This is a genomic window from Streptomyces sp. NPDC005808, assembly GCF_042871385.1.
GTDB lineage: Bacteria > Actinomycetota > Actinomycetes > Streptomycetales > Streptomycetaceae > Streptomyces.
This window is the reverse complement of the sequence record NZ_JBIAIK010000012.1, coordinates 96,670-118,758: the sequence shown is the minus strand read 5'-3', so window position 1 is coordinate 118,758 and position 22,089 is coordinate 96,670. Positions and strand designations below refer to the sequence as shown.

Here is a 22,089-nt window from a genome sequence, read left to right as displayed (position 1 = left end):
ACGGGCCGGGTGCTGGAGAGTCGCCCGGTCCGTACTGCCACAATGGGGGCGTGACCCGCGCATCCCTGAACAAGCAGCCGCACGAAGTCGCCTCGATGTTCGACGACGTTGCGGAACGCTACGACCTGACGAACGACGTGCTCTCCCTCGGCCAGGACCGGGTGTGGCGCAAGGAGGTCGCGAAGGCGGTCGAGGCGCGGCCGGCCCAGAAGATCCTGGACCTGGCGGCGGGCACGGCCACCTCGTCCCTCCCCTTCGCCCGCACCGGGGCGTATGTCGTCCCCTGCGACTTCTCCCTCGGGATGCTCCGCGTCGGCAAGAAGAACCACCCCTGGCTGCCGCTGACGGCGGGCGACGCGACGAAGCTGCCCTTCAAGGACGACACCTTCGACGCGGTCACGATCTCCTTCGGGCTGCGCAATGTGCAGGACACGGACGCGGCGCTGCGCGAGCTGTACCGGGTGACCAAGCCCGGCGGCCGGGTCGTGATCTGCGAGTTCTCGCACCCGACGTGGGCGCCCTTCCGTACCGTCTACACCGAGTACCTGATGCGCGCGCTGCCGCCGGTCGCCCGTGCCGTCTCCTCCAACCCCGACGCGTACGTCTATCTCGCCGAGTCCATCCGCGCGTGGCCGGACCAGCCCGCGCTGGCCGAGCGCCTGCGCAAGGCGGGCTGGTCCAAGGTGGCGTGGCGGAACCTGACGGGCGGCGTCGTGGCACTGCACCGGGGTTTCAAGGACTGACCCAGGGGCGGCGTGACCGAGGGGCGGCGTGCCCCAGGAGCTGCGGGCCCTACGATCATGGGCTCCGGTCAGTCCTTGAGGACGGTCTGCGGCTCCGGTCAGTACCTGAGTACTCCGGTCAGTACCTGAGCACCTCGAACGGGTCGCCCCGCTCGTCGAGTTCGCGGTACAGACCGCCCGGCGGGGGACCGGTCCGGCGCGGCTCACGCACTCCCGCGCCCCCGCCGCCCTCGCCGTCCCCGAAGTCGAACCACACCGTGATCACGGTGTCACGCGGCACCTCCGCACCGGGCGGCGGATACTGCCGTACGACATAGTCGACGACCGTGAGATGGAAGTCGGGCCGGTCGGGCGCGGCGAGCAGCACACCTCGCGCCTCAGCCGTCTCACGCGCGTCCACAGCCATCAGGCCCACGAGCCGCGGTACGCGCACTTCGGGTGTCTTGGGTGTTATGCGCACGGACGTCACCCCCAGCGGTACCGGAAGGGTAAGCCTCGGCCGTGCCCTTCCGGAAGCCGTCGGGCGACGGGCCGGAGGCCGTTCGGCGACCGTCAGAGGGCCAGACGGAACCTGTGCGCCTGCAGGGGCGAGGTCGGCGACGTGTGCGTCTCCGCGAACTCCATGCCGAGCCGTCTCGTCACGGCGATGGAGCGTTCGTTGCGTGTGTCGACCATGGCGACGACATCGCAGACGCCCGCCGTGCGGAGCCGCTCCAGAGTGGTGCGCGCCGCGGCGGTCACGTACCCCTTGCCCCAGTGCGCCCGTCCGAGCCGCCAGCCGATCTCGATCTGCCCTGCCGGTCCCCACGCGTGCGGCCACGGCTGCGCGCCGGTGAACCCCAGTACCTCGCCCTCCGGGCCGACCATCGTCCACAGACAGAAGCCGAGCTCCGCGTCATGCCGGCGCTGCCGAGCGGTGAGCTCCTCGTACACGGACAGCTCGGCCGCCCTGCCTCCGTGGAACTCCATGACCTCCGGGTCGGCGAAGATCCGGTACCAGGTGAAGGCGTCCTCGTCGGTGGGGACTCGGAGTGTCACGTCAGGGAGAGCTCGGTTCACGGGGCAGCCCTTCAGCCAGGTGATCAGTACCGCTGCATAGACTGCCCATGTCCTGTGCCCGTCGGCACCTTGATTGCGAATCTTGGGGAGAACCCGCCGTGACCGAGCCCCAGCCGCTCTCCGAAAACACCGCCGATGTCATCGTCGTCGGAGCCGGGCCAGCCGGTTCGACCACCGCGTACTACCTGGCCAAGGCCGGGCTCGACGTCCTGCTCCTGGAGAAGACCGCGTTCCCGCGGGAGAAGGTGTGCGGCGACGGTCTGACCCCGCGCGCCACCAAGCAACTGGTCTCCATGGGCATCGACATCTCGGAGGAGGCCGGCTGGCTCCGCAACAAGGGCCTGCGCATCATCGGCGGCGGCGTCCGCCTCCAGCTCGACTGGCCGGATCTCGCCTCCTTCCCCGACTACGGACTCGTCCGCAAGCGCGACGACTTCGACGAGCAGCTCGCGCACCAGGCGCAGAAGGCGGGCGCGCGCCTGTACGAGCGCTGCAACGTCGGCGCCCCGATCATCGACGACCGCACCGGCCGCATCACGGGCGTGCACGCGAAGCTGGGCGACTCGGGCGAGAAGCGCGAGGTCACCTTCCACGCGCCGCTGGTCGTCGCGGCCGACGGCAACTCCACCCGCCTCTCCCTGGCGATGGGTCTGCACCGTCGCGAGGACCGCCCCATGGGCGTCGCGGTCCGTACGTACTTCACCTCGCCGCGCCACGAGGACGACTACCTGGAGTCCTGGCTGGAGCTCTGGGACCGCCGGGGAGCCGAGGACCGTCTCCTCCCCGGCTACGGCTGGATCTTCGGGATGGGCGACGGCACGTCGAACGTCGGCCTCGGAGTCCTGAACACCTCCGACTCCTTCAAGGAACTGGACTGGCGCGAGGTCCTCAAGGCGTGGTGCGCGTCGATGCCGGAGGACTGGGGCTACACCCCGGACAACATGACGGGCCCGATCCGCGGCGCCGCGCTCCCCATGGCCTTCAACCGCCAGCCGCACTACACGAAGGGGCTGTTGCTGGTCGGCGACGCCGGCGGACTTGTGAACCCCTTCAACGGCGAGGGCATCGCCTACGCCATGGAGTCCGGCCAGATCGCCGCCGACGTCATCGTCCAGGCGCACGCGCGGGCCACCCCCGGCCAGCGTGAACTGGCTCTCCAGCGCTACCCGCGCGTGCTCAAGGACACCTACGGCGGTTACTACACGCTCGGCCGCGCCTTCGTGAAGCTCATCGGCAACCCGAAGGTCATGAAGATCGCGGCGGAGCGCGGCCTGACCCACCCGCTCCTGATGAAGTTCACGCTGAAGATGCTCGCCAACCTGACGGACCCGACCGGCGGCGACGCGATGGACCGCATCATCAACGGACTGTCGAAGGTGGCTCCGAAGGCTTGATCTCCGAAGGCTTGATCTCCGAGGGTTTGATCTCCGAGGGCTTGATCAACGTGGGCTCCAGGGCCAAGGCCTGATCAGCGGCCGAGTTCCGTCGTCCTGACGGCGCGGCGGGCGACGACCCGCTCCCGCCGGTCCTCCATCTGCCGGAGCGCTTCACGCCGTTCCCGCTTGGAGAGCCGGTCCAGGTAGACCTGACCGTTGACATGGTCGGTCTCGTGCTGCAGGCAGCGGGCGAAGTACCCCGTCCCCTCGACCGTGAGGGCGTTCCCGTCCTTGTCGAAGCCGCGCACGACGGCGCGGTCGGGGCGGGGTACGTCCATGACGGCGCCCGGCACCGACAGGCACCCTTCCCCCTCGTCGAGGAGCCGCCGTCCGGCCGGGGCGAGTTGATCCAGTACCGGGTTGGCGATATGGCCGACATGCCGGACTCCTTCGTCGTCCGGGCAGTCGTACACGAACAGGCGCAGATCGACGCCCACCTGATTGGCGGCGAGGCCCGCTCCGTCCGCGACGCGCATCGTCAGGAACATGTCGCCGATGAGCGCCGCGAGATCGGGACCGAACTCGGTCACGTCCCGACACGGCCGGTGCAGCACCTCTTCGCCGACCTCGGTGATCCGGCGCACCACTCCGCGCCGGGCTTCCGGCGAGAGTGCCGGGTACGAGTCGACGGGCTTGCCCTGTACGAACACTCGGGGCATGGCTGTGTCTCCTTCAGGTGTGGGGCTGCTGTGAACCTTTGAGGGCCCTTATGAAGCTTGAGGGCCCTCTTGTGAAGCTTGAGGCCCCTACGAAGCCTTGAGGGCCCTTGTGGGCCCTCGCGGCTCCACGACAGCAGAACACCTGGCACAGCGCCAGCAGCACACCGGACGCAGCGCACCGGACATGGCGAAGGGACCGCCGCTCTCCCGAGCGACGGCCCTCAGCCGTGAAGAATCGTGCGACTCAGCTCAATCGTGCGACTCAGCTCAGTCGAGCGCCTCGGCTCAATCGTGCGACTCGGCTCAGAGGACGCGCACAGCGCCGGTGGCCGGGTAGCCCGAAAGGTCCTGAATCACCACACCCTTGGAGGGGTTGGCCGCGTCCAGGTACTGCCCGTCGCCGATGTACACACCCACGTGGTACGCCGAACCGGCCGAGCCCCAGTACAGGATGTCCCCGACCGCGAGGTTGGAGAGCGAGACCGGCGTACCGGCCGTCGACTGGTCACCCGAGACGCGCGGCAGGTCCACGCCGGCCTGCTTGAACGCGGCCTGCACGAGACCGGAGCAGTCCCACGAGTTGGGGCCGGTGCCGCCCATCACGTACGCGTCGCCGACCTGTGCCTTGAGGAAGGCGACAACGGTCGCGACACTGCCGCTGGCCGGGGCGGAGACGGTGGTGGACGTCGACGTGGCGCCGGACAGGGTGGTCCGCTCCGCGGAGCGCGAGGCGGCCTCGGCGGCAGCTGCCTTGCGCGCGGCCTCGTCCGCAGCTTTCTTGGCTGCCGCCTTCGCCTTTGCGTCGGCCAGGTCCGTCTTGGCCTGCTGTGCGGCCGCGGCGGCGGCGGCGTCTCGCTGGGCCTGCAGCTCGTAGTTCGCCGCGGCCTGCTGGGTGGCGTCCGCGGACTGCGCGATCTGAGTGGCCAGATCGGCCGTCAGAGCGGACAGGTCGAGCGTCTGGGTCGTGGACGCATCGGCAGCGCTCGCCGAACCGGACGCCCCGGCCACTGCCAGGGTGCTGAGAACGCCACCGGCAACTCCGGCGCGCATCGCGAGCGTCGACCCGTTGCGGCGGGGTTTCCGGTGGCTGCGTATGTGAGCGGTGTGGGACATGAGTACAACCGGTACCAGGGACTCCCTCATACCTTCAAGAAACGTGTGGTGCGCCACAGTTGTTCAATCCCTGTGTCGAATTCACCTGGCGTCACTCCTTATTGACGCCGTAACGGGCATTGCGGACATGGGCCATCAAGCCCGTGATCATGGGCTTTCCGCATTACGTCCGGATTGCCCGCCGCCTATCACCGCTTGGATCGATGGCCAAGCCCTGCTTATCCGGACCATAGGGAGATGTGGCACAGGTCACGGAACGGTCACCGCGCCGAGAGCGTCTCGCGCGGACCTCGGCCGTCGCCGCTCGTGAACGCGTGAACGCGTGAACGCGTGAACGCGTGAACGTGTGAACGCGTGAACGTGTCCACATGTGCTCGCCGGTCTCGGGCAGGGGTATCGGCAAGGGTCTGGCGTCCTTGTCGCTGACCCGTCTCCCTCTCGCGTGTGAATGCGTCCTCTATCAAGATCCGTGCGCCCAGCACCAATTTGCATGCAGCGGAAGTCTCTTGATATAGAGACGCCGCCCTGGACCTGGAGTGACGAGCGGAAATATCACCTCGGGTGACCGGGGGGACGCTTCACGTACGAAGATCGGCGCTCGTTCGACTTCATGATCGTTCGCCAGGTGGTGGAGATCACAAAGTCGTTGTCGTACCCCGTGTCGCAGATCACAGACCGCCGGGCATAAGATGCGGGGCAGTTGGGCTTGTGACCTGCTTCACATGTGCGCGATCTTCGTCGGGACGGATGGAGATCGTGAAGCACGCGGGGCGGGGGTACCTGTCCGACGCAACCGCCAGCAGTCAACGCCGACTGAGAGGAGCGAGGAGCGTGAACGCGTATGCGCCGATCCTCGTACTGGGAGCCCTCGGGGCAGGCTTTGCGATCTTCTCCGTGGTTATGGCCACGCTTATCGGTCCAAAGCGGTACAACCGAGCCAAGCTTGAGGCCTACGAGTGCGGTATCGAGCCGACCCCCACGCCGGCCGGCGGCGGGCGATTCCCCATCAAGTACTACCTGACGGCGATGCTCTTCATCGTCTTCGACATCGAGATCGTCTTCCTCTACCCCTGGGCCGTCACCTTCGACGCCCTGGGTGTTTTCGGGCTCGTGGAGATGCTGCTCTTCGTGCTCACCGTCTTTGTCGCGTACGCGTACGTATGGCGGCGCGGCGGCCTGGAATGGGACTGAGGGGCCTTTAAGACATGGGACTCGAAGAAAAACTGCCGAGCGGATTCCTGCTGACCACCGTCGAGCAGGCCGCGGGCTGGGTGCGTAAGTCGTCCGTCTTCCCCGCCACGTTCGGACTCGCCTGCTGCGCCATCGAGATGATGACGACCGGTGCGGGGCGCTACGACCTGGCGCGCTTCGGTATGGAGGTCTTCCGTGGCTCACCGCGGCAGGCGGACCTGATGATCGTCGCCGGCCGGGTCAGCCAGAAGATGGCGCCCGTGCTGCGGCAGGTCTACGACCAGATGCCCAACCCCAAGTGGGTGATCTCCATGGGGGTTTGTGCCTCATCGGGTGGAATGTTCAACAACTACGCGATTGTGCAGGGAGTCGACCACATCGTCCCGGTCGACATCTATCTGCCGGGCTGCCCGCCGCGGCCCGAGATGCTGATCGACGCGATTCTCAAGCTCCACCAGAAGATCCAGACCTCCAAGCTCGGCGTGAACGCCGAGGAGGCGGCCCGCGAGGCGGAGGAAGCGGCGCTCAAGGCGCTCCCCACCATCGAGATGAAGGGGCTGCTGCGGTGAGCGACGCCAGCAACGGGGTCAACCCCGAGAAGGACCTCGGCGCCTCCAACCTGCCCGGCATGCGTGGCGAGGGCGGCGAGGAGATCCGCGTCCAGCGCGGCATGTTCGGCGCCGACAACGGCGGCGACACCTCCGGCTACGGCGGCCTGGTCCGCTCGATCCGGCTGCCGGGCCCGACGACCCGCCCGTACGGCGGCTGGTTCGACGAGGTCGCCGACGAACTCGAAGGCGCCCTGGAGGAACAGGGACTCGTCCCCGGGAACGTGATCGACAAGACGATCGTCGACCGCGACGAGATCACCTTCCACATCGAACGCGAGTACCTGGTCCGCGTCGCCCAGACCCTGCGCGACGACCCGGCCCTGCGCTTCGAGCTGTGCACCGGCGTCTCAGGGGTCCACTACCTGCACGACAAGGGCCGCGAACTGCACGCCGTCTACCACCTGCGCTCGATCACCCACAACCGGCTGATCCGCCTGGAGGTCAGCGCCCCCGACGCCGACCCGCACGTCCCCTCGCTCGTCGCCGTGTACCCGACGAACGACTGGCACGAGCGCGAGACGTACGACTTCTTCGGGTTGATCTTCGACGGTCACCCGGCGCTGACGCGGATCATGATGCCGGACGACTGGCAGGGCTTTCCGCAGCGCAAGGACTACCCCCTCGGCGGCATCCCCGTCGAGTACAAGGGCGCCCAGATCCCGGCTCCGGACCAGCGGAGGTCGTACTCATGAGCACGCAGACCCCTTCCTCGGGCGCGTCCGCGGCTGCGGCCCGCGAGACGACCGAGGGCACCGTATATACGGTCACCGGCGGCGACTGGGACGAGGTCGTCCAGTCCGCCGCCAAGTCCGACGACGAGCGCATCATCGTCAACATGGGTCCGCAGCACCCGTCCACCCACGGCGTGCTCCGGCTCATCCTGGAGATCGACGGTGAGACGGTCACCGAGGCCCGCTGCGGCATCGGCTATCTGCACACCGGCATCGAGAAGAACCTCGAGTTCCGCACGTGGACGCAGGGCACCACGTTCGTGACGCGCATGGACTATCTGACGCCCTTCTTCAACGAGGCGGCCTACTGTCTCGCCGTCGAGAAGCTCCTCGGCATCGAGGACCAGATCCCCGACCGCGCCACGATCATCCGGGTGCTCCTGATGGAGCTGAACCGGCTCTCCTCCCACCTGGTGTGCATCGCCACCGGCGGGATGGAGCTGGGCGCCACCACGATCATGATCTACGGCTTCCGTGATCGTGAACTCATTCTCGACATCTACGAGCTGATCACCGGCCTGCGGATGAACCACGCGTACATCCGCCCCGGCGGACTCGCCCAGGACCTGCCGCCGGGCGCGGTGGACCAGATCCGCGAGTTCGTGAAGAAGATGACGAAGAACCTTCCCGAGTACGACAAGCTCGCCACCGGGAACCCCATCTTCAAGGCCCGTATGCAGGACGTGGGTTATCTCGACCTGGCCGGCTGCATGGCCCTCGGCGCCACCGGCCCGGTTCTGCGCTCCGCAGGTCTGCCGCACGACCTGCGCAAGTCGCAGCCCTACTGCGGCTACGAGACCTACGACTTCGAGGTCCCGACCGCCGACACCTGTGACTCCTACGGGCGCTTCCTGATCCGCCTGGAGGAGATGCGCCAGTCCCTGCGCATCGTCGAGCAGTGCCTGGACCGGCTGCAGCCCGGCCCGGTCATGGTCACCGACAAGAAGATCGCCTGGCCCGCCCAGCTCGCGCTCGGCCCCGACGGTCTCGGCAACTCCCTCGACCACATCAAGAAGATCATGGGCACCTCCATGGAGGCCCTGATCCACCACTTCAAACTGGTGACCGAAGGCTTCCGCGTCCCACCGGGACAGACGTACGCGGCAGTCGAGTCACCCAAGGGGGAACTCGGGGTGCACGCCGTTTCCGACGGAGGCACCCGCCCCTTCCGGGTCCACTTCCGAGACCCGTCCTTCACCAACCTTCAGGCCATGGCGGCGATGTGCGAGGGCGGCCAGGTCGCCGACGTCATCGTCGCCGTCGCGTCCATCGACCCCGTGATGGGAGGCGTCGACCGGTGACCACCACTCCCTCCCAGGGTGTAGGCCTGGGCATGCCCCAACTGCCCGCGCCCGCCTACCCGGACGACGTCCGGGCCCGGCTCGAGACCGACGCGCGCGAGATCATCGCCCGCTATCCGGACTCCCGCTCCGCGCTCCTTCCGTTGCTGCATCTCGTGCAGTCGGAGGAGGGCCATGTCACGCGCACGGGACAGCGGTTCTGCGCGGAGGTGCTGGACCTGACCACGGCCGAGGTCGCCGCGGTCGCGACCTTCTACTCCATGTACCGGCGCGGACCGAGCGGTGACTACCAGGTGGGTGTGTGCACCAACACCCTCTGTGCGGTCATGGGCGGTGACGCCATCTTCGAGGCCCTCCAGGACCACCTGGGCGTCGGCAACGGCGGAACCACCGACGACGGCAAGGTCACCCTGGAACACATCGAGTGCAACGCGGCCTGCGATTTCGCGCCGGTCGTGATGGTCAACTGGGAGTTCTTCGACAACCAGACCGTGGCCTCCGCGAAGCGCCTCGTGGACGACCTGCGCGCGGGAGCCCCCGTCGATCCGACCCGGGGCGCCCCTCTGTGCACCTTCAAGGAGACCGCCCGGATCCTGGCGGGCTTCCCCGACGAGCGCGAGGGCGCCGTCGAGGCGGGCGGCAGTGCGGGACCGGCCTCACTGATCGGGCTGCGCCTGGCCAAGGGCGAGACGCAGCCTGCGCGCGTAGTACATCCGCGTGGTCGGGGTCCCCAGGACCAGCCGCCTGCCGAGCACCTGAGCTCACACGACGCGCCGCAGGACACGTCGGCGTCCGACCCGTCCCACCCGGCGGGTCCTGTCGCCGAGGAGGGGGAGTGATGACCTTGGCACCCGAAAACGGGGGCACCGCCCACGCGAGCGAATTCGACCGTGGGAGCGAGACGAGCCCCGAGAAGCTGCTCGCACCCGTGCTGTCGGCCTTCTGGGACGAGGAGAAGTCCTGGACACTCGACGTCTACCGAAGGCACGAGGGGTACGAGGGTCTACGCAAGGCGCTCGCGATGTCGCCGGACGACCTGATCGCGTACGTCAAGGACTCCGGCCTGCGTGGCCGCGGCGGTGCTGGATTCCCTACCGGAATGAAGTGGCAGTTCATTCCTCAGGGCGATGGAAAACCACACTATCTAGTTGTCAACGCCGACGAGTCGGAGCCGGGAACCTGCAAGGACATCCCGCTCCTCTTCGCGAACCCGCATAGCCTCATCGAGGGCATTGTGATCGCGTGTTATGCCATCCGGTCTTCGCATGCCTTCATCTATCTACGTGGTGAAGTGGTCCCCGTATTGCGGCGGTTGCACGAGGCCGTACGTGAGGCCTACGCGGCGGGTTACCTCGGCGAGAACATCCTGGGCAGTGGCCTTGACCTCCAGCTCACCGTGCACGCGGGTGCGGGTGCGTACATCTGCGGTGAGGAGACCGCACTGCTCGACTCGCTCGAAGGCCGCCGTGGTCAACCGCGGCTCCGTCCCCCCTTCCCTGCTGTCGCGGGCCTCTATGCGTGCCCAACTGTTGTAAATAACGTCGAATCGATCGCGTCAGTTCCCGCCATTCTGCAAAAGGGCAAGGAATGGTTCCGGTCGATGGGCACCGAGAAGTCCCCGGGCTTCACGCTCTACTCGCTCAGCGGCCACGTCGCCAATCCGGGTCAGTACGAGGCCCCGCTCGGCATCACGCTCCGCCAACTCCTCGACATGAGCGGCGGGATCCGCCCCGGACACCGGCTGAAGTTCTGGACACCGGGCGGCTCCTCGACCCCGATGTTCACCGACGAGCACCTCGACGTCCCTCTTGACTACGAAGGAGTGGGCGCCGCGGGTTCCATGCTCGGCACGAAGGCGCTCCAGTGCTTCGACGAGACGACCTGTGTCGTGCGCGCGGTCACCCGCTGGACCGAGTTCTACGCCCACGAGTCCTGCGGCAAGTGCACACCGTGCCGCGAAGGGACGTACTGGCTCGTGCAGTTGCTGCGTGACATCGAGGCCGGCAAGGGCGTCATGTCCGACCTCGACAAGCTGAACGACATCGCCGACAACATCAACGGCAAGTCCTTCTGCGCCCTCGGCGACGGCGCCGCCTCGCCGATCTTCTCCTCGCTCAAGTACTTCCGCGAGGAGTACGAGCAGCACATCACGGGCCGCGGCTGCCCCTTCGACCCCGCCAAGTCGACCGTCTGGGCGGACCACCACACGGAGGTGAACGCATGACAGTGACCACCAGCGCTCCCTCCGGAGGCGGGGATGCGGCGGTTCCGCCTGAGGACCTCGTCGCGCTGACGATCGACGGCGTGGAGATCAGCGTGCCCAAGGGCACCCTGGTCATCCGGGCCGCCGAACAACTCGGCATCGAGATCCCGCGGTTCTGCGATCACCCGCTCCTCGACCCGGCCGGCGCCTGCCGCCAGTGCATCGTCGAGGTCGAGGGCCAGCGCAAGCCCATGGCGTCCTGCACGATCACCTGCACGGACGGGATGGTCGTCAAGACCCACCTGACCTCGCCCGTCGCCGAGAAGGCCCAGCACGGTGTGATGGAGCTGCTGCTCATCAACCACCCGCTGGACTGCCCGGTCTGCGACAAGGGCGGCGAGTGCCCCCTGCAGAACCAGGCCATGTCGCACGGCCAGGCCGAGTCACGCTTCGAGGGCAAGAAGAGAACGTACGAGAAGCCGGTCCCGATCTCCACGCAGGTACTCCTCGACCGTGAGCGCTGCGTGCTGTGCGCCCGGTGCACCCGGTTCAGCAATCAGATCGCCGGCGATCCGATGATCGAGATGGTCGAGCGGGGCGCGCTCCAGCAGATCGGTACCGGAGAGGGTGACCCCTTCGAGTCGTACTTCTCCGGGAACACCATCCAGATCTGCCCGGTGGGCGCCCTGACCTCGGCGGCGTATCGCTTCCGCTCGCGCCCCTTCGACCTCATCTCCTCGCACTCCGTCTGCGAGCACTGCTCCGGAGGCTGTGCCACCCGCACCGACCACCGGCGCGGCAAGGTCATGCGGCGCCTCGCGTCTCCCGACCCCGAGGTCAACGAGGAGTGGCTCTGCGACAAGGGGCGGTTCGGTTTCCGGTACGCGCAGCAGCGGGACCGGATCGAGACGCCTCTGGTGCGCTCCCCGGAAGGGGTCCTTGAACCAGCTTCGTGGCCCGAGGCTCTGGAAGCCGCAGCCCAGGGGCTGCTGGCGGCTCGCGGCAGGACCGGCGTGCTGACCGGCGGCCGGCTCACCGTCGAGGACGCCTACGCGTACAGCAAGTTCGCGCGCGTGGCCCTCGACACGAACGACATCGACTTCCGCGCGCGCGTGCACAGCAGCGAGGAGGCCGACTTCCTGGCCGCCAAGGTCGCCGGACGTGGACGGGATCTCGACGGTACGGGCGTCACGTACACCTCCCTGGAGAAGGCGCCCGCCGTCCTGCTCGTCGGTTTCGAGGCCGAGGAGGAGGCGCCCGGTGTCTTCCTGCGGCTGCGCAAGGCGTGGCGCGGACACGGGCAGAAGACCTTCTCACTCGCCACGCACGCCACGCGCGGTCTGGAGAAGGCGGGAGGCACGCTGCTGCCCGCCGCACCCGGCACCGAGACCGAGTGGCTGAACGCGCTCGCAAGCGGCTTCGGTCTGGAGGGCGACGGGGCCAGGGCCGGCGAGGCGCTGCGGGCCGAAGGCTCGGTGATCGCTGTCGGAGAGCGGCTCGCCGCCGTGGCGGGCGGACTCACCGCCGCCGTCCGGGCCGCGTCCGCGACCGGCGCCCAGTTGGTGTGGATTCCACGCCGGGCCGGAGAGCGCGGCGCGATCGAGGCCGGGGCACTGCCCACGCTGCTGCCGGGCGGACGCCCGGCGACCGACCCGCGCGCGCGGGACGAGGTCGCGGTGGCCTGGGGAGTATCCGAACTCCCGCACCGACACGGCCGCGACACCGGGCAGATCGTCGAAGCGGCCGCCACCGGTGAGCTGCAGGCGCTGGTCGTCGCCGGTGTGGAGGTCGCCGACCTCCCCGAACCGGCACGCGCGCGTGAAGCACTTTCCGAAGTGGGCTTCCTGGTGTCGCTCGAACTGCGTCCCAGTGAGGTCACCGAGCACGCGGACGTCGTCCTCCCGGTGGCCGCGGTCGTCGAGAAGGCCGGCACCTTCCTCAACTGGGAGGGCCGGGCACGCCTCTTCGAGGCCGCGCTCAAGCCCGACCAGATGACACGCCGACTGGCGCCCAGCGACGCGCGCGTCCTGCAGATGCTGGCCGACGCCATGGACGTACACCTCGGTCTGCCGGACCTGCGCACCGCGCGCGGGGAACTGGACCGGCTGGGCGCATGGGACGGGCCGCGGGCCACCGAACCCCTGGAGACCGCGGTGGGGCTGCCGCGGCCCGCCGCGGGGGAGGCCGTGCTCGCGGGCCACCGCCTGCTGCTCGACCAGGGCCGTCTCCAGGAGGGTGACGACGCGCTCGCCGGGACCAGGCACGCCGCACGCGCACGCGTGTCGCCCGCCACCGCCGCGGAGGCGGGTGTCAAGGAGGGCGACCTCCTGGCCGTGACCGGCCTCTTCGGGGTGGTCGAACTGCCGCTGCAGATCACCGAGATGCCCGACCGGGTGGTCTGGCTCCCGCTGAACTCCACCGGAGGGGGCGTCGCCTCCGACACCGGGGCGCTGCCCGGCGCCCTCGTCCGCATCGGTCCGGCGACGCTCGCCACCGAGGCCCCCAAGGAGGTGGAGGCATGACGCCGTACCTCGCAGCGGAAGACCTCTCCATGTTCGGCACCGACCCCTGGTGGCTGGTCGTCGTCAAGGCGGTCTTCTGCTTCGCCTTCCTGATGGTGACCGTGCTCTTCTCCATCGTGTGGGAGCGCAAGGTCGTCGCCTGGATGCAGTTGCGCATCGGCCCCAACCGGCACGGCCCCTGGGGCATGCTCCAGTCGCTCGCCGACGGCGTGAAACTGATGCTCAAGGAAGACCTCGTCGTCAAACGCGCGGACAAGGTGGTCTACGTCCTCGCGCCGATCGTCGCGGCCATCCCGGCCTTCATGGCGATCGCGGTGATCCCCTTCGGGCCCGCCGGCAACGAGGTCTCGATCTTCGGCCACCGCACCACGATGCAGCTCACGGACCTGCCGATCGCGATGCTCTTCATCCTCGCGGTCGCCTCGGTGGGTATCTACGGGATCGTGCTCGCCGGCTGGAGCTCCGGCTCCACGTACCCGCTGCTCGGCGGTCTGCGATCCTGCGCGCAGATGATCTCGTACGAGATCGCCATGGGCGCCGCGTTCGCCTCGGTGTTCCTCTACTCGGGGTCGATGTCGACCTCGACGATCGTCGACGCACAGCAGGACCGCTGGTACATCGTCCTGCTGCCGGTCTCGTTCCTGATCTACATCGTGACGATGATCGGCGAGACCAACCGCGCACCCTTCGACATGCCCGAGTCCGAGGGCGACCTGGTCGGCGGCTTCAACACCGAGTACTCGTCGATCAAGTTCGCACTCTTCATGCTCGCCGAGTACGTGAACATGGTGACGGTCTCGGCCGTGGCGACCACCCTTTTCCTGGGCGGCTGGCGTGCCCCGTGGCCCATCAGCACCTTCTGGGAGGGTGCCAACCACGGCTGGTGGCCGATGCTCTGGTTCGTGGTGAAGGTGCAGCTGCTGCTGTTCTTCTTCATCTGGCTGCGCGGCACGCTCCCGCGCGTCCGCTACGACCAGCTGATGAAGCTCGGCTGGAAGGTCCTCATCCCGGTCTCCGTGGTCTGGCTGATGCTCGTCGCGACCGTGCGGACGCTCAGGAACGAGAACTACGACTTCGCCGACATCGCGTTGTACGTCGGCGCCGGCGTCCTCGTCCTGCTGTTGCTCTCGTTCGTCGCGGACATCTTCCGGGAGAAGCAGGGAGCCGAGGAGGTGCCCGCCGAGACACCGGCGTTCGACCCGATGGCCGGCGGATTCCCCGTGCCGCCGCTGCCGGGGCAGGAGCTTCCACCAGTGCCACGGCGCCGCCCGCGCCGCGAGCGGGAGCTGATTGTCAGTGGTGGGTCCGATACTGCGAGTGACGGATCAACTGGCGGATCTCGTGACGGAAAGGAGGGGTCCGATGGCTGAGGAGCCTAAGGAGACCGGGCAGACGAAGCCGGGCTTCCAGAACCCCGTCGCCGGCTTCGGCGTGACCTTCAAGGCCATGTTCAAGAAGCGGCTGACCGAGCAGTACCCGGAGCAGCCGAAGACCACCGCCCCGCGGTTCCACGGCCGGCACCAGCTCAACCGCCACCCGGACGGCCTGGAGAAGTGCGTCGGCTGCGAGCTGTGCGCCTGGGCCTGTCCCGCGGACGCCATCTATGTGGAGGGCGCGGACAACACCGACGAGGAGCGCTACTCGCCCGGCGAGCGGTACGGCGTCGTCTACCAGATCAACTACGCCCGCTGCATCCTGTGCGGCCTGTGCATCGAGGCGTGCCCCACGCGCGCGTTGACGATGACGAACGAGTTCGAGCTCGCCGACAGCAGCCGCGCCAACCTGATCTACACCAAGGAGCAGCTGCTCGCCGGACTCGAAGAGGGCATGGTCGACAGCCCGCACTCGATCTTCCCCGGTACGGACGAGCAGGACTACTACCAGGGCCTGGTCACGGAGGCCGCGCCCGGTACGCAGCGCCAGGTCGCCGTCTCCAGGGGCGAGAAGCCCGAGGAAGAGGGGGTGGGCACATGAGCAACCTGGCCGCCTACTCCACCTCCACCGGAGAGGCCTTCCAGTTCTGGGTCCTCGGCACCGTCGCCGTGATCGGCGCGCTGTCCACCGTCTTCATGAAGAAGTCCGTGCACAGCGCGCTCTCGCTCGCCGGGACCATGATCATCCTGGCGGTGTTCTACCTCGCCAACGGCGCGTACTTCCTTGGCATCGTGCAGATCGTCGTCTACACGGGCGCAATCATGATGCTGTTCCTCTTCGTGGTCATGCTCGTCGGTGTCACCGCGGCGGACTCCCTGACGGAGACCATCAAGGGGCAGCGCTGGCTGGCCCTGGTGTGCGGACTCGGCTTCGGCATCCTGCTGTTCGCGGGTATCGGCAACGCGTCCATCACGGAGTTCAACGGCCTGGCCGCGGCGAACGCGGGCGGGAATGTGGAGGGCCTCGCGGCCCTCATCTTCACGAAGTACGTGTTCGCCTTCGAGATCACCGGCGCCCTGCTCATCACGGCCGCCGTCGGCGCCATGGTCCTCACCCATCGCGAGCGCACCGAACGGGCGCTGACCCAGCGCGAGATGTCCGAGAAGCGCGTACGTGAGGGCAAGCACCTGCCGCCGCTGCCGGCGCCCGGTGTGTACGCCCGGCACAACGCGGTGGACATCCCGGGCCTCCTCCCGGACGGCACCCCGTCCGAGCTGACCGTCATGAAGACGCTGCGGGACCGCGGCCAGATCCGTGACGTGTCGACCGAGGCACTGAGCGACCTGAAGGCCCTGGAACAGCGCGCCGAGGAACGCCTGGAGCGCACGAAGACAGAGGAGGCGTCGAAGTGAATCCCGTCAACTACCTCTACCTCGCCGCCCTCCTGTTCACGATCGGCGCCACCGGTGTGCTGATCAGGCGGAACGCGATCGTGGTGTTCATGTGCGTCGAGCTCATGCTCAACGCCTGCAACCTCGCGTTCGTCGCCTTCTCCCGTATGCACGGCAATCTCGACGGCCAGATCATCGCCTTCTTCACGATGGTCGTCGCCGCCGCGGAGGTCGTGGTCGGGCTCGCGATCATCGTGTCGCTGTTCCGTTCCCGCCACTCGGCCTCGGTCGACGACGCCAGCCTGATGAAGCTGTAAGGGGTCGCTGAATCGTGGACAACCTGATTGCGCTGCTCGTAGCGGCGCCTCTGCTCGGAGCGGCCGTACTGCTGTGCGGCGGGCGGCGGCTGGATGCCGTCGGCCACTGGATCGGCACCGCCCTCGCGGCCTCCTCCTTCGTGATCGGCGCGATCCTCTTCGCCGACATGCTGGGCAAGGACGCCGAGCACCGGGCCATCGGCCAGCACCTGTTCAGCTGGATCCCCGTCGAGGGCTTCCAGGCGGACGTCGCCTTCCAGCTGGACCAGCTGTCGATGACGTTCGTGCTGCTGATCACCGGCGTCGGCTCGCTGATCCACCTGTACTCGATCGGGTACATGGAGCACGACGAGCGGCGCCGCCGCTTCTTCGGCTATCTGAACCTGTTCCTGGCGGCGATGCTGCTGCTCGTCCTCGCCGACAACTACCTGCTGCTGTACGTCGGCTGGGAGGGCGTGGGCCTCGCCTCGTACCTGCTGATCGGCTTCTGGCAGCACAAGCCCAGCGCCGCCACCGCCGCGAAGAAGGCCTTCCTGGTCAACCGCGTCGGCGACATGGGCCTTTCGATCGCCATCATGCTGATGTTCACGACCTTCGGGACCTTTGCCTTCGGACCGTTGCTCGGCACCCATGAGGAGCCGGGACTCGTCGGCGACGCCACCGAGGGCAAGCTCACGGCCGTCGCGTTGATGCTGCTGCTCGCGGCCTGCGGCAAGTCCGCCCAGGTGCCGCTGCAGTCCTGGCTCGGTGACGCGATGGAGGGCCCGACTCCGGTCTCGGCCCTCATCCACGCCGCGACGATGGTGACCGCGGGCGTGTACCTGATCGTCCGCTCCGGCGCGATCTTCAACGCGGCGCCGGACGCACAACTCGTCGTCACCGTGGTCGGCGCCGTCACGCTCCTCTTCGGTGCGATCGTCGGTTGCGCCAAGGACGACATCAAGAAGGCGCTCGCCGGGTCGACGATGTCGCAGATCGGCTACATGGTGCTGGCCGCAGGGCTCGGCCCCATCGGCTACGTCTTCGCGATCATGCACCTGGTGACGCACGGCTTCTTCAAGGCCGGGCTCTTCCTCGGCGCCGGCTCGGTCATGCACGGCATGAACGACGAGGTCGACATGAGGAAGTACGGCGGCCTGCGGAAGTACATGCCGATCACCTTCGTCACCTTCGGCCTCGGCTACCTCGCCATCATCGGCTTCCCCGGCCTGTCCGGCTTCTTCTCCAAGGACAAGATCATCGAGGCGGCCTTCGCCAAGGGTGGCACCGAGGGCTGGATCCTCGGCGGTGCGGCCCTGCTGGGCGCGGCGATCACCGCGTACTACATGACGCGCGTGATGCTGATGACGTTCTTCGGCGAGGAGCGCTGGCGCAACGCGCCGACCGCGTCCCCGGCCGAGCCGAGCGTGGAGCCCGCGGCCGAGCACCGCGGCGAGCACGCCGAGCCACACCCGCACGAGTCGCCCAAGTCGATGACGATTCCGATGATCGTGCTCGCCTTCGGGTCGGTCTTCGCGGGCGGCCTGTTCAGCGTCGGCGACCGGTTCCTGCACTGGCTGGAGCCGATCACCGGACACGACCACGGGCACGCACCCATCAGCGCCACGACGGTCACCCTGGCCACCATGGTGGTGCTCGTCATCGGCGTCGCAACCGCGTACGCCCAGTACGGTCGCCGTTCCGTCCCGGCCGTCGCCCCGCGCGGTTCGCTGCTCACCCGGGCGGCCCGGCGTGACCTGCTCCAGGACGACTTCAACCACGTCGTGCTGGTGCGCGGCGGGGAGCACCTCACCCGCTCCCTGGTGTACGTCGACCACACCCTGGTCGACGGCGTCGTCAACGGCACGGCGGCCTCGATGGGCGGCCTCTCCGGCCGCCTCCGCAAGCTGCAGAACGGGTACGCACGGTCGTACGCGGTCTCGATGTTCGGCGGTGCGGCGATTCTCATCGCCGCGACCCTGCTGATGAGGGCGGTCTGATACCGATGTCGTTTCCTCTGCTGACAGCGACGGCGGCGCTCCCGGCCCTCGGGGCGATCGCCACGGCCGCTGTGCCGGCCGCGCAAAGAGTCGCCGCCAAGTGGCTGGCGCTGCTCGTCTCACTGGCCACCCTGGTGCTGGCGATCGTGGTCCTGGTCCGCTTCGATCCCGACGGCGGCCGCTACCAGCTCACCGAATCCCACGCCTGGATCGCGGACTTCGGGGTGCGGTACGAGCTGGGCGTGGACGGCATCGGCGTGGCGCTCGTCGCGCTGACCGCGCTGCTGATCCCGTTCATCATCCTGGCGGGCTGGCACGACGCCGACCCGCACGAGACGGGCGCTGAATCTCTTGGCAGCTTCGCTGCGGGCCGCTGGCGGCCGACGCAGGGCTTCTTCGCCCTGATCCTGGCCGTCGAGGCGATGGTGATCATCTCCTTCGAGGCCACCGACGTCTTCCTCTTCTACATCTTCTTCGAAGCCATGCTCATCCCGATGTACTTCCTCATCGGCGGCTTCGGGGACAAGGCCCACGAACACGGCGACGAAGTGGCGGCCACCCAACGGTCGTACGCCGCCGTGAAGTTCCTCCTCTACAACCTGGCCGGCGGCCTGATCATGCTGGCCGCCGTAATCGGTCTCTATGTGGTGGCCGGAAACTTCTCGCTCCAGGAGATCGCCGACGCCCGGGCCAACGGCTCGTTCGAGATGGCGACCAACACGGAGCGATGGCTCTTCCTGGGCTTCTTCTTCGCGTTCGCGGTGAAAGCGCCGCTGTGGCCGCTGCACACCTGGCTGCCCAACGCCATGGGAGAGGCCACGGCCCCGGTCGCGGTACTGATCACGGCGGTCGTCGACAAGGTCGGCACCTTCGCGATGCTCCGCTACTGCCTCCAGCTCTTCCCGGAGGCCTCGAAGTGGGCGACGCCCGTCATCCTCGTACTGGCGCTCATCAGCATCATCTACGGGGCGCTGCTCGCGGTCGGCCAGCGGGACATCAAGCGCCTGGTGGCGTACGCCTCGATCTCGCACTTCGGGTTCATCATCCTGGGCATCTTCGCGATGACCAGCCAGGGCCAGTCGGGCGCGACGCTCTACATGGTCAACCACGGGATCTCGACCGCCGCCCTGATGCTGGTGGCGGGTTTCCTGATCTCGCGGCGCGGTTCGCGTCTGATCGCCGACTACGGAGGGGTGCAGAAAGTCGCCCCGGTGCTCGCGGGCACCTTCCTGATCGGCGGCCTGGCGACTCTCTCGCTCCCCGGGCTCGCGCCCTTCGTGAGTGAATTCCTGGTCCTGGTCGGCGTGTTCGCGCGCTATCCGGCCGTCGGCATCATCGCCACCTTCGGCATCGTCCTCGCCGCGCTGTACACCCTCGTCCTCTACCAGCGGACGATGACCGGCCCGGTGAAGCCACAGGTGGCGGCGTTGCCCGACCTCAGGGTGCGTGAACTTCTGGTCGTCACCCCGCTGATCGCCCTGCTGATCTTCCTGGGCGTCTACCCGAAGCCGCTCACCGACATCGTCAACCCGGCGGTCAAGCAGACCATGTCAGACGTCCATAAAACGGACCCCCAGCCCGAGGTGGAGGCGGCCAAGTGAGTACAGTAGCCGTCCACAGCCTGTGGACAACCGCAGCCGACCCGATCGCGAAGATCGACGCGCCGAAGATCGAATACGGGCAATTGTCGCCCACCTTGATCGTCATCGGGGCGGCGATCATCGGAGTGTTGGTCGAGGCGTTCGTCCCGCGCAAGTCCCGTTACTACGTCCAGGTGTTCGTGTCCGCCGTCGCACTCGCCGCCGCGTTCGCCGCGGTCGTTGCGCTCGCGGCCGGCGGATACGGCACCACGAAGGCGCACATCGCGGCCATGGGCGCGATCGCCGTCGACGGGCCCGCACTGTTCCTCCAGGGCACGATCCTCCTTGCCGGACTGCTCGGCGTGTTCACCTTCGCCGAGCGGCGGCTCGATCCGGCGGCGCACGGCAACCGGGTCGACTCGTTCGCCGCGCAGGCCGCGTCCGTACCCGGCAGCGACAGCGAAAAGGCCGCCGTGAAGGCCGGGTTCACCACCACCGAGGTGTTCCCGCTCCTGCTCTTCGCGGTCGGCGGCATGCTGATCTTCCCGGCGGCCAACGACCTGCTGACGCTGTTCATCGCGCTGGAAGTCTTCTCGCTTCCGCTGTACCTCCTGTGCGCCGTGGCCCGCCGCAAGCGGCTCCTGTCACAGGAAGCGGCCGTCAAGTACTTCCTGCTCGGCGCCTTCGCGTCCGCGTTCACACTCTTCGGCATCGCCCTGCTGTACGGCTACGCGGGCTCGGTGTCGTACGCCACTATCTCCCAGGTCGTCGACGGCACCATCCAGAACGTCGACCCGGCGCTCGCCGACACCATGGGCAACGACGCGTTGCTCCTCATCGGCGTCGCGATGGTCGTCATGGGCCTGCTGTTCAAGGTCGGCGCGGTGCCGTTCCACATGTGGACCCCGGACGTCTACCAGGGCGCGCCGACACCGGTCACCGGCTTCATGGCCGCCGCGACGAAGGTGGCCGCCTTCGGCGCGCTGCTGCGCCTGCTGTACGTCGTCCTGCCCGGCCTGCGCTGGGACTGGCGGCCGGTCATGATGGCCGTCGCGGTCGTCACGATGCTGGGCGGTGCGATCGTCGCGATCACGCAGACCGACATCAAGCGGCTGCTGGCGTACTCGTCCATCGCGCACGCCGGCTTCATCCTCGCGGGTGTCATCGCGACCTCGCCGGACGGCGTCTCGTCGGTGCTCTTCTACCTCGGTGCGTACTCGTTCGTCACGATCGGCGCGTTCGCCGTGGTGACGCTGGTGCGGGACGCGGGCGGAGAGGCGACGCACCTGTCCAAGTGGGCCGGGCTCGGGCGCAGGTCTCCGCTGGTGGCAGCCGTGTTCGCGGTCTTCCTGCTGGCCTTCGCCGGAATCCCGCTGACCTCCGGATTCGCCGGGAAGTTCGCCGTGTTCAAGGCGGCGGCGGAGGGTGGCGCGGGCGCGCTGGTCGTGGTCGGTGTGATCTCGTCGGCGATCGCGGCGTTCTTCTACATCCGCGTGATCGTGCTCATGTTCTTCAGCGAGCCGCGGCCGGACGGCCCGACGGTCGCCGTGCCGTCGCCGCTGACCATGACGGCGATCGGGGTGGGCGTGGCGGTCACGCTGGTGCTGGGTGTGGCACCGCAGTACTTCCTGGACCTGGCGGGTCAGGCAGGGGTGTTCGTGCGCTGAGCCGGGCCGAGCAGGCGGCGGGACCCGCTCCCCTCGGGGAGCGGGTCCGACGCGTTTTCAGGGGCCCCTCGCCGCCCGATTGCACGGCGGCGAACAGGCCGCTCACCCTTGTCACGCCTCACATACGGGGAAGGGGAAGCCTGAAGCCTGTTGTTGGGCTCGTAGATCCACGCGTGGAGGGTGTAGTCCGCAGAGGGCGATGGCGGTGGCGG

The 22,089-nt window shown here is 68.1% G+C and carries 20 protein-coding genes; 16 read left to right on the top strand and 4 right to left on the bottom strand.

The window, feature by feature from the left end; genetic code table 11:
• Positions 1 to 50: 50 nt before the first annotated feature.
• On the top strand, positions 51 to 743 hold the full coding sequence (locus ACFYPC_RS25435) for a demethylmenaquinone methyltransferase (RefSeq protein ID WP_388680322.1): 693 nt from the start codon (positions 51 to 53) through the stop codon (positions 741 to 743).
• A gap of 118 nt (positions 744 to 861) precedes the next feature.
• Here ACFYPC_RS25435 and ACFYPC_RS25430 read toward each other — a convergent pair whose 3' ends face one another.
• Both ACFYPC_RS25430 and ACFYPC_RS25425 read right to left on the bottom strand, forming a co-directional pair.
• Positions 862 to 1,203 carry a PASTA domain-containing protein gene (locus ACFYPC_RS25430; RefSeq protein WP_388680319.1) on the bottom strand — a complete coding sequence of 114 codons (342 nt, stop codon included), beginning with the start codon at positions 1,201 to 1,203 and terminating at the stop codon, positions 862 to 864.
• Between the two features lie 92 nt (positions 1,204 to 1,295).
• On the bottom strand, positions 1,296 to 1,802 hold the full coding sequence (locus ACFYPC_RS25425) for a GNAT family N-acetyltransferase (protein ID WP_388680317.1): 507 nt from the start codon (positions 1,800 to 1,802) through the stop codon (positions 1,296 to 1,298).
• A gap of 98 nt (positions 1,803 to 1,900) precedes the next feature.
• Between ACFYPC_RS25425 and ACFYPC_RS25420 the strand changes: the two genes are divergently transcribed.
• Positions 1,901 to 3,196 carry a geranylgeranyl reductase family protein gene (locus tag ACFYPC_RS25420; protein ID WP_388680314.1) on the top strand — a complete coding sequence of 432 codons (1,296 nt, stop codon included), beginning with the start codon at positions 1,901 to 1,903 and terminating at the stop codon, positions 3,194 to 3,196.
• Positions 3,197 to 3,270: 74 nt separating this feature from the next.
• On the opposite strand, the gene def is transcribed toward ACFYPC_RS25420, so the two are convergent.
• Both def and ACFYPC_RS25410 read right to left on the bottom strand, forming a co-directional pair.
• Positions 3,271 to 3,897 (bottom strand): peptide deformylase, encoded by a 627-nt coding sequence (def, locus tag ACFYPC_RS25415; RefSeq protein ID WP_388680311.1) that lies wholly within the window; start codon positions 3,895 to 3,897, stop codon positions 3,271 to 3,273.
• Positions 3,898 to 4,200: 303 nt separating this feature from the next.
• Positions 4,201 to 5,040, bottom strand: coding sequence for a C40 family peptidase (locus ACFYPC_RS25410; protein WP_388680309.1), 840 nt, complete (start codon positions 5,038 to 5,040; stop codon positions 4,201 to 4,203).
• Positions 5,041 to 5,841: 801 nt separating this feature from the next.
• Between ACFYPC_RS25410 and ACFYPC_RS25405 the strand changes: the two genes are divergently transcribed.
• Genes ACFYPC_RS25405 through nuoN form a run of 14 tightly spaced genes read left to right on the top strand, consistent with a single transcriptional unit; the run spans position 5,842 to position 21,877 of the window.
• Entirely contained in the window at positions 5,842 to 6,201 is a 360-nt protein-coding gene (locus ACFYPC_RS25405; RefSeq protein ID WP_007383963.1) for an NADH-quinone oxidoreductase subunit A, read from the top strand.
• 14 nt (positions 6,202 to 6,215) lie between these two features.
• Positions 6,216 to 6,770, top strand: a complete 555-nt coding sequence (locus ACFYPC_RS25400; protein ID WP_301983200.1) for an NADH-quinone oxidoreductase subunit B family protein — start codon at positions 6,216 to 6,218, stop codon at positions 6,768 to 6,770.
• On the top strand, positions 6,767 to 7,504 hold the full coding sequence (locus ACFYPC_RS25395; protein WP_388680305.1) for an NADH-quinone oxidoreductase subunit C: 738 nt from the start codon (positions 6,767 to 6,769) through the stop codon (positions 7,502 to 7,504). The genes ACFYPC_RS25400 and ACFYPC_RS25395 overlap by 4 nt, the downstream gene beginning before the upstream one ends.
• The gene (locus ACFYPC_RS25390; protein WP_388680302.1) at positions 7,501 to 8,844 is read left to right on the top strand and encodes an NADH-quinone oxidoreductase subunit D; all 1,344 of its coding nucleotides are present in this window, start codon (positions 7,501 to 7,503) and stop codon (positions 8,842 to 8,844) included. Before ACFYPC_RS25395 ends, ACFYPC_RS25390 begins: the two co-directional genes overlap by 4 nt.
• Entirely contained in the window at positions 8,841 to 9,683 is an 843-nt protein-coding gene (nuoE, locus tag ACFYPC_RS25385) for an NADH-quinone oxidoreductase subunit NuoE (RefSeq protein WP_388680300.1), read from the top strand. The genes ACFYPC_RS25390 and nuoE overlap by 4 nt, the downstream gene beginning before the upstream one ends.
• On the top strand, positions 9,683 to 11,068 hold the full coding sequence (nuoF, locus tag ACFYPC_RS25380) for an NADH-quinone oxidoreductase subunit NuoF (RefSeq protein WP_388680297.1): 1,386 nt from the start codon (positions 9,683 to 9,685) through the stop codon (positions 11,066 to 11,068). Before nuoE ends, nuoF begins: the two co-directional genes overlap by 1 nt.
• Positions 11,065 to 13,569: an NADH-quinone oxidoreductase subunit G gene (locus tag ACFYPC_RS25375; protein WP_388680294.1), complete on the top strand. Its 2,505-nt coding sequence runs from the start codon at positions 11,065 to 11,067 to the stop codon at positions 13,567 to 13,569. The genes nuoF and ACFYPC_RS25375 overlap by 4 nt, the downstream gene beginning before the upstream one ends.
• Entirely contained in the window at positions 13,566 to 14,939 is a 1,374-nt protein-coding gene (nuoH, locus tag ACFYPC_RS25370) for an NADH-quinone oxidoreductase subunit NuoH (protein ID WP_388680291.1), read from the top strand. Before ACFYPC_RS25375 ends, nuoH begins: the two co-directional genes overlap by 4 nt.
• Positions 14,932 to 15,543, top strand: coding sequence for an NADH-quinone oxidoreductase subunit NuoI (gene nuoI, locus ACFYPC_RS25365; RefSeq protein WP_388680288.1), 612 nt, complete (start codon positions 14,932 to 14,934; stop codon positions 15,541 to 15,543). Before nuoH ends, nuoI begins: the two co-directional genes overlap by 8 nt.
• Positions 15,540 to 16,355 carry an NADH-quinone oxidoreductase subunit J gene (locus ACFYPC_RS25360; RefSeq protein WP_388680285.1) on the top strand — a complete coding sequence of 272 codons (816 nt, stop codon included), beginning with the start codon at positions 15,540 to 15,542 and terminating at the stop codon, positions 16,353 to 16,355. The genes nuoI and ACFYPC_RS25360 overlap by 4 nt, the downstream gene beginning before the upstream one ends.
• The gene (gene nuoK, locus ACFYPC_RS25355; protein ID WP_004927567.1) at positions 16,352 to 16,651 is read left to right on the top strand and encodes an NADH-quinone oxidoreductase subunit NuoK; all 300 of its coding nucleotides are present in this window, start codon (positions 16,352 to 16,354) and stop codon (positions 16,649 to 16,651) included. The genes ACFYPC_RS25360 and nuoK overlap by 4 nt, the downstream gene beginning before the upstream one ends.
• Positions 16,652 to 16,665: 14 nt before the next feature.
• Complete coding sequence (nuoL, locus tag ACFYPC_RS25350) at positions 16,666 to 18,630, top strand: NADH-quinone oxidoreductase subunit L (RefSeq protein WP_388680281.1); 1,965 nt, start codon at positions 16,666 to 16,668, stop codon at positions 18,628 to 18,630.
• A 5-nt stretch (positions 18,631 to 18,635) separates the two neighbouring features.
• The gene (locus ACFYPC_RS25345) at positions 18,636 to 20,231 is read left to right on the top strand and encodes an NADH-quinone oxidoreductase subunit M (RefSeq protein ID WP_388680278.1); all 1,596 of its coding nucleotides are present in this window, start codon (positions 18,636 to 18,638) and stop codon (positions 20,229 to 20,231) included.
• Positions 20,228 to 21,877, top strand: a complete 1,650-nt coding sequence (gene nuoN / locus ACFYPC_RS25340) for an NADH-quinone oxidoreductase subunit NuoN (RefSeq protein WP_388680275.1) — start codon at positions 20,228 to 20,230, stop codon at positions 21,875 to 21,877. The genes ACFYPC_RS25345 and nuoN overlap by 4 nt, the downstream gene beginning before the upstream one ends.
• Positions 21,878 to 22,089 lie beyond the last annotated feature (212 nt).

What these genes read in the sequence shown, in the direction of transcription:
- nuoF (WP_388680297.1), top strand. Translation starts at nt 9,683, where the DNA reads ATGACCTTGGCACCCGAAAACGGGGGCACCGCCCACGCGAGCGAATTC.
- nuoH (WP_388680291.1), top strand. Translation starts at nt 13,566, where the DNA reads ATGACGCCGTACCTCGCAGCGGAAGACCTCTCCATGTTCGGCACCGAC.
- ACFYPC_RS25410 (WP_388680309.1), bottom strand. Translation starts at nt 5,040, where the DNA reads ATGAGGGAGTCCCTGGTACCGGTTGTACTCATGTCCCACACCGCTCAC.
- nuoI (WP_388680288.1), top strand. Translation starts at nt 14,932, where the DNA reads ATGGCTGAGGAGCCTAAGGAGACCGGGCAGACGAAGCCGGGCTTCCAG.
- ACFYPC_RS25375 (WP_388680294.1), top strand. Translation starts at nt 11,065, where the DNA reads ATGACAGTGACCACCAGCGCTCCCTCCGGAGGCGGGGATGCGGCGGTT.
- ACFYPC_RS25400 (WP_301983200.1), top strand. Translation starts at nt 6,216, where the DNA reads ATGGGACTCGAAGAAAAACTGCCGAGCGGATTCCTGCTGACCACCGTC.
- def (WP_388680311.1), bottom strand. Translation starts at nt 3,897, where the DNA reads ATGCCCCGAGTGTTCGTACAGGGCAAGCCCGTCGACTCGTACCCGGCA.
- ACFYPC_RS25345 (WP_388680278.1), top strand. Translation starts at nt 18,636, where the DNA reads ATGTCGTTTCCTCTGCTGACAGCGACGGCGGCGCTCCCGGCCCTCGGG.
- ACFYPC_RS25390 (WP_388680302.1), top strand. Translation starts at nt 7,501, where the DNA reads ATGAGCACGCAGACCCCTTCCTCGGGCGCGTCCGCGGCTGCGGCCCGC.
- ACFYPC_RS25360 (WP_388680285.1), top strand. Translation starts at nt 15,540, where the DNA reads ATGAGCAACCTGGCCGCCTACTCCACCTCCACCGGAGAGGCCTTCCAG.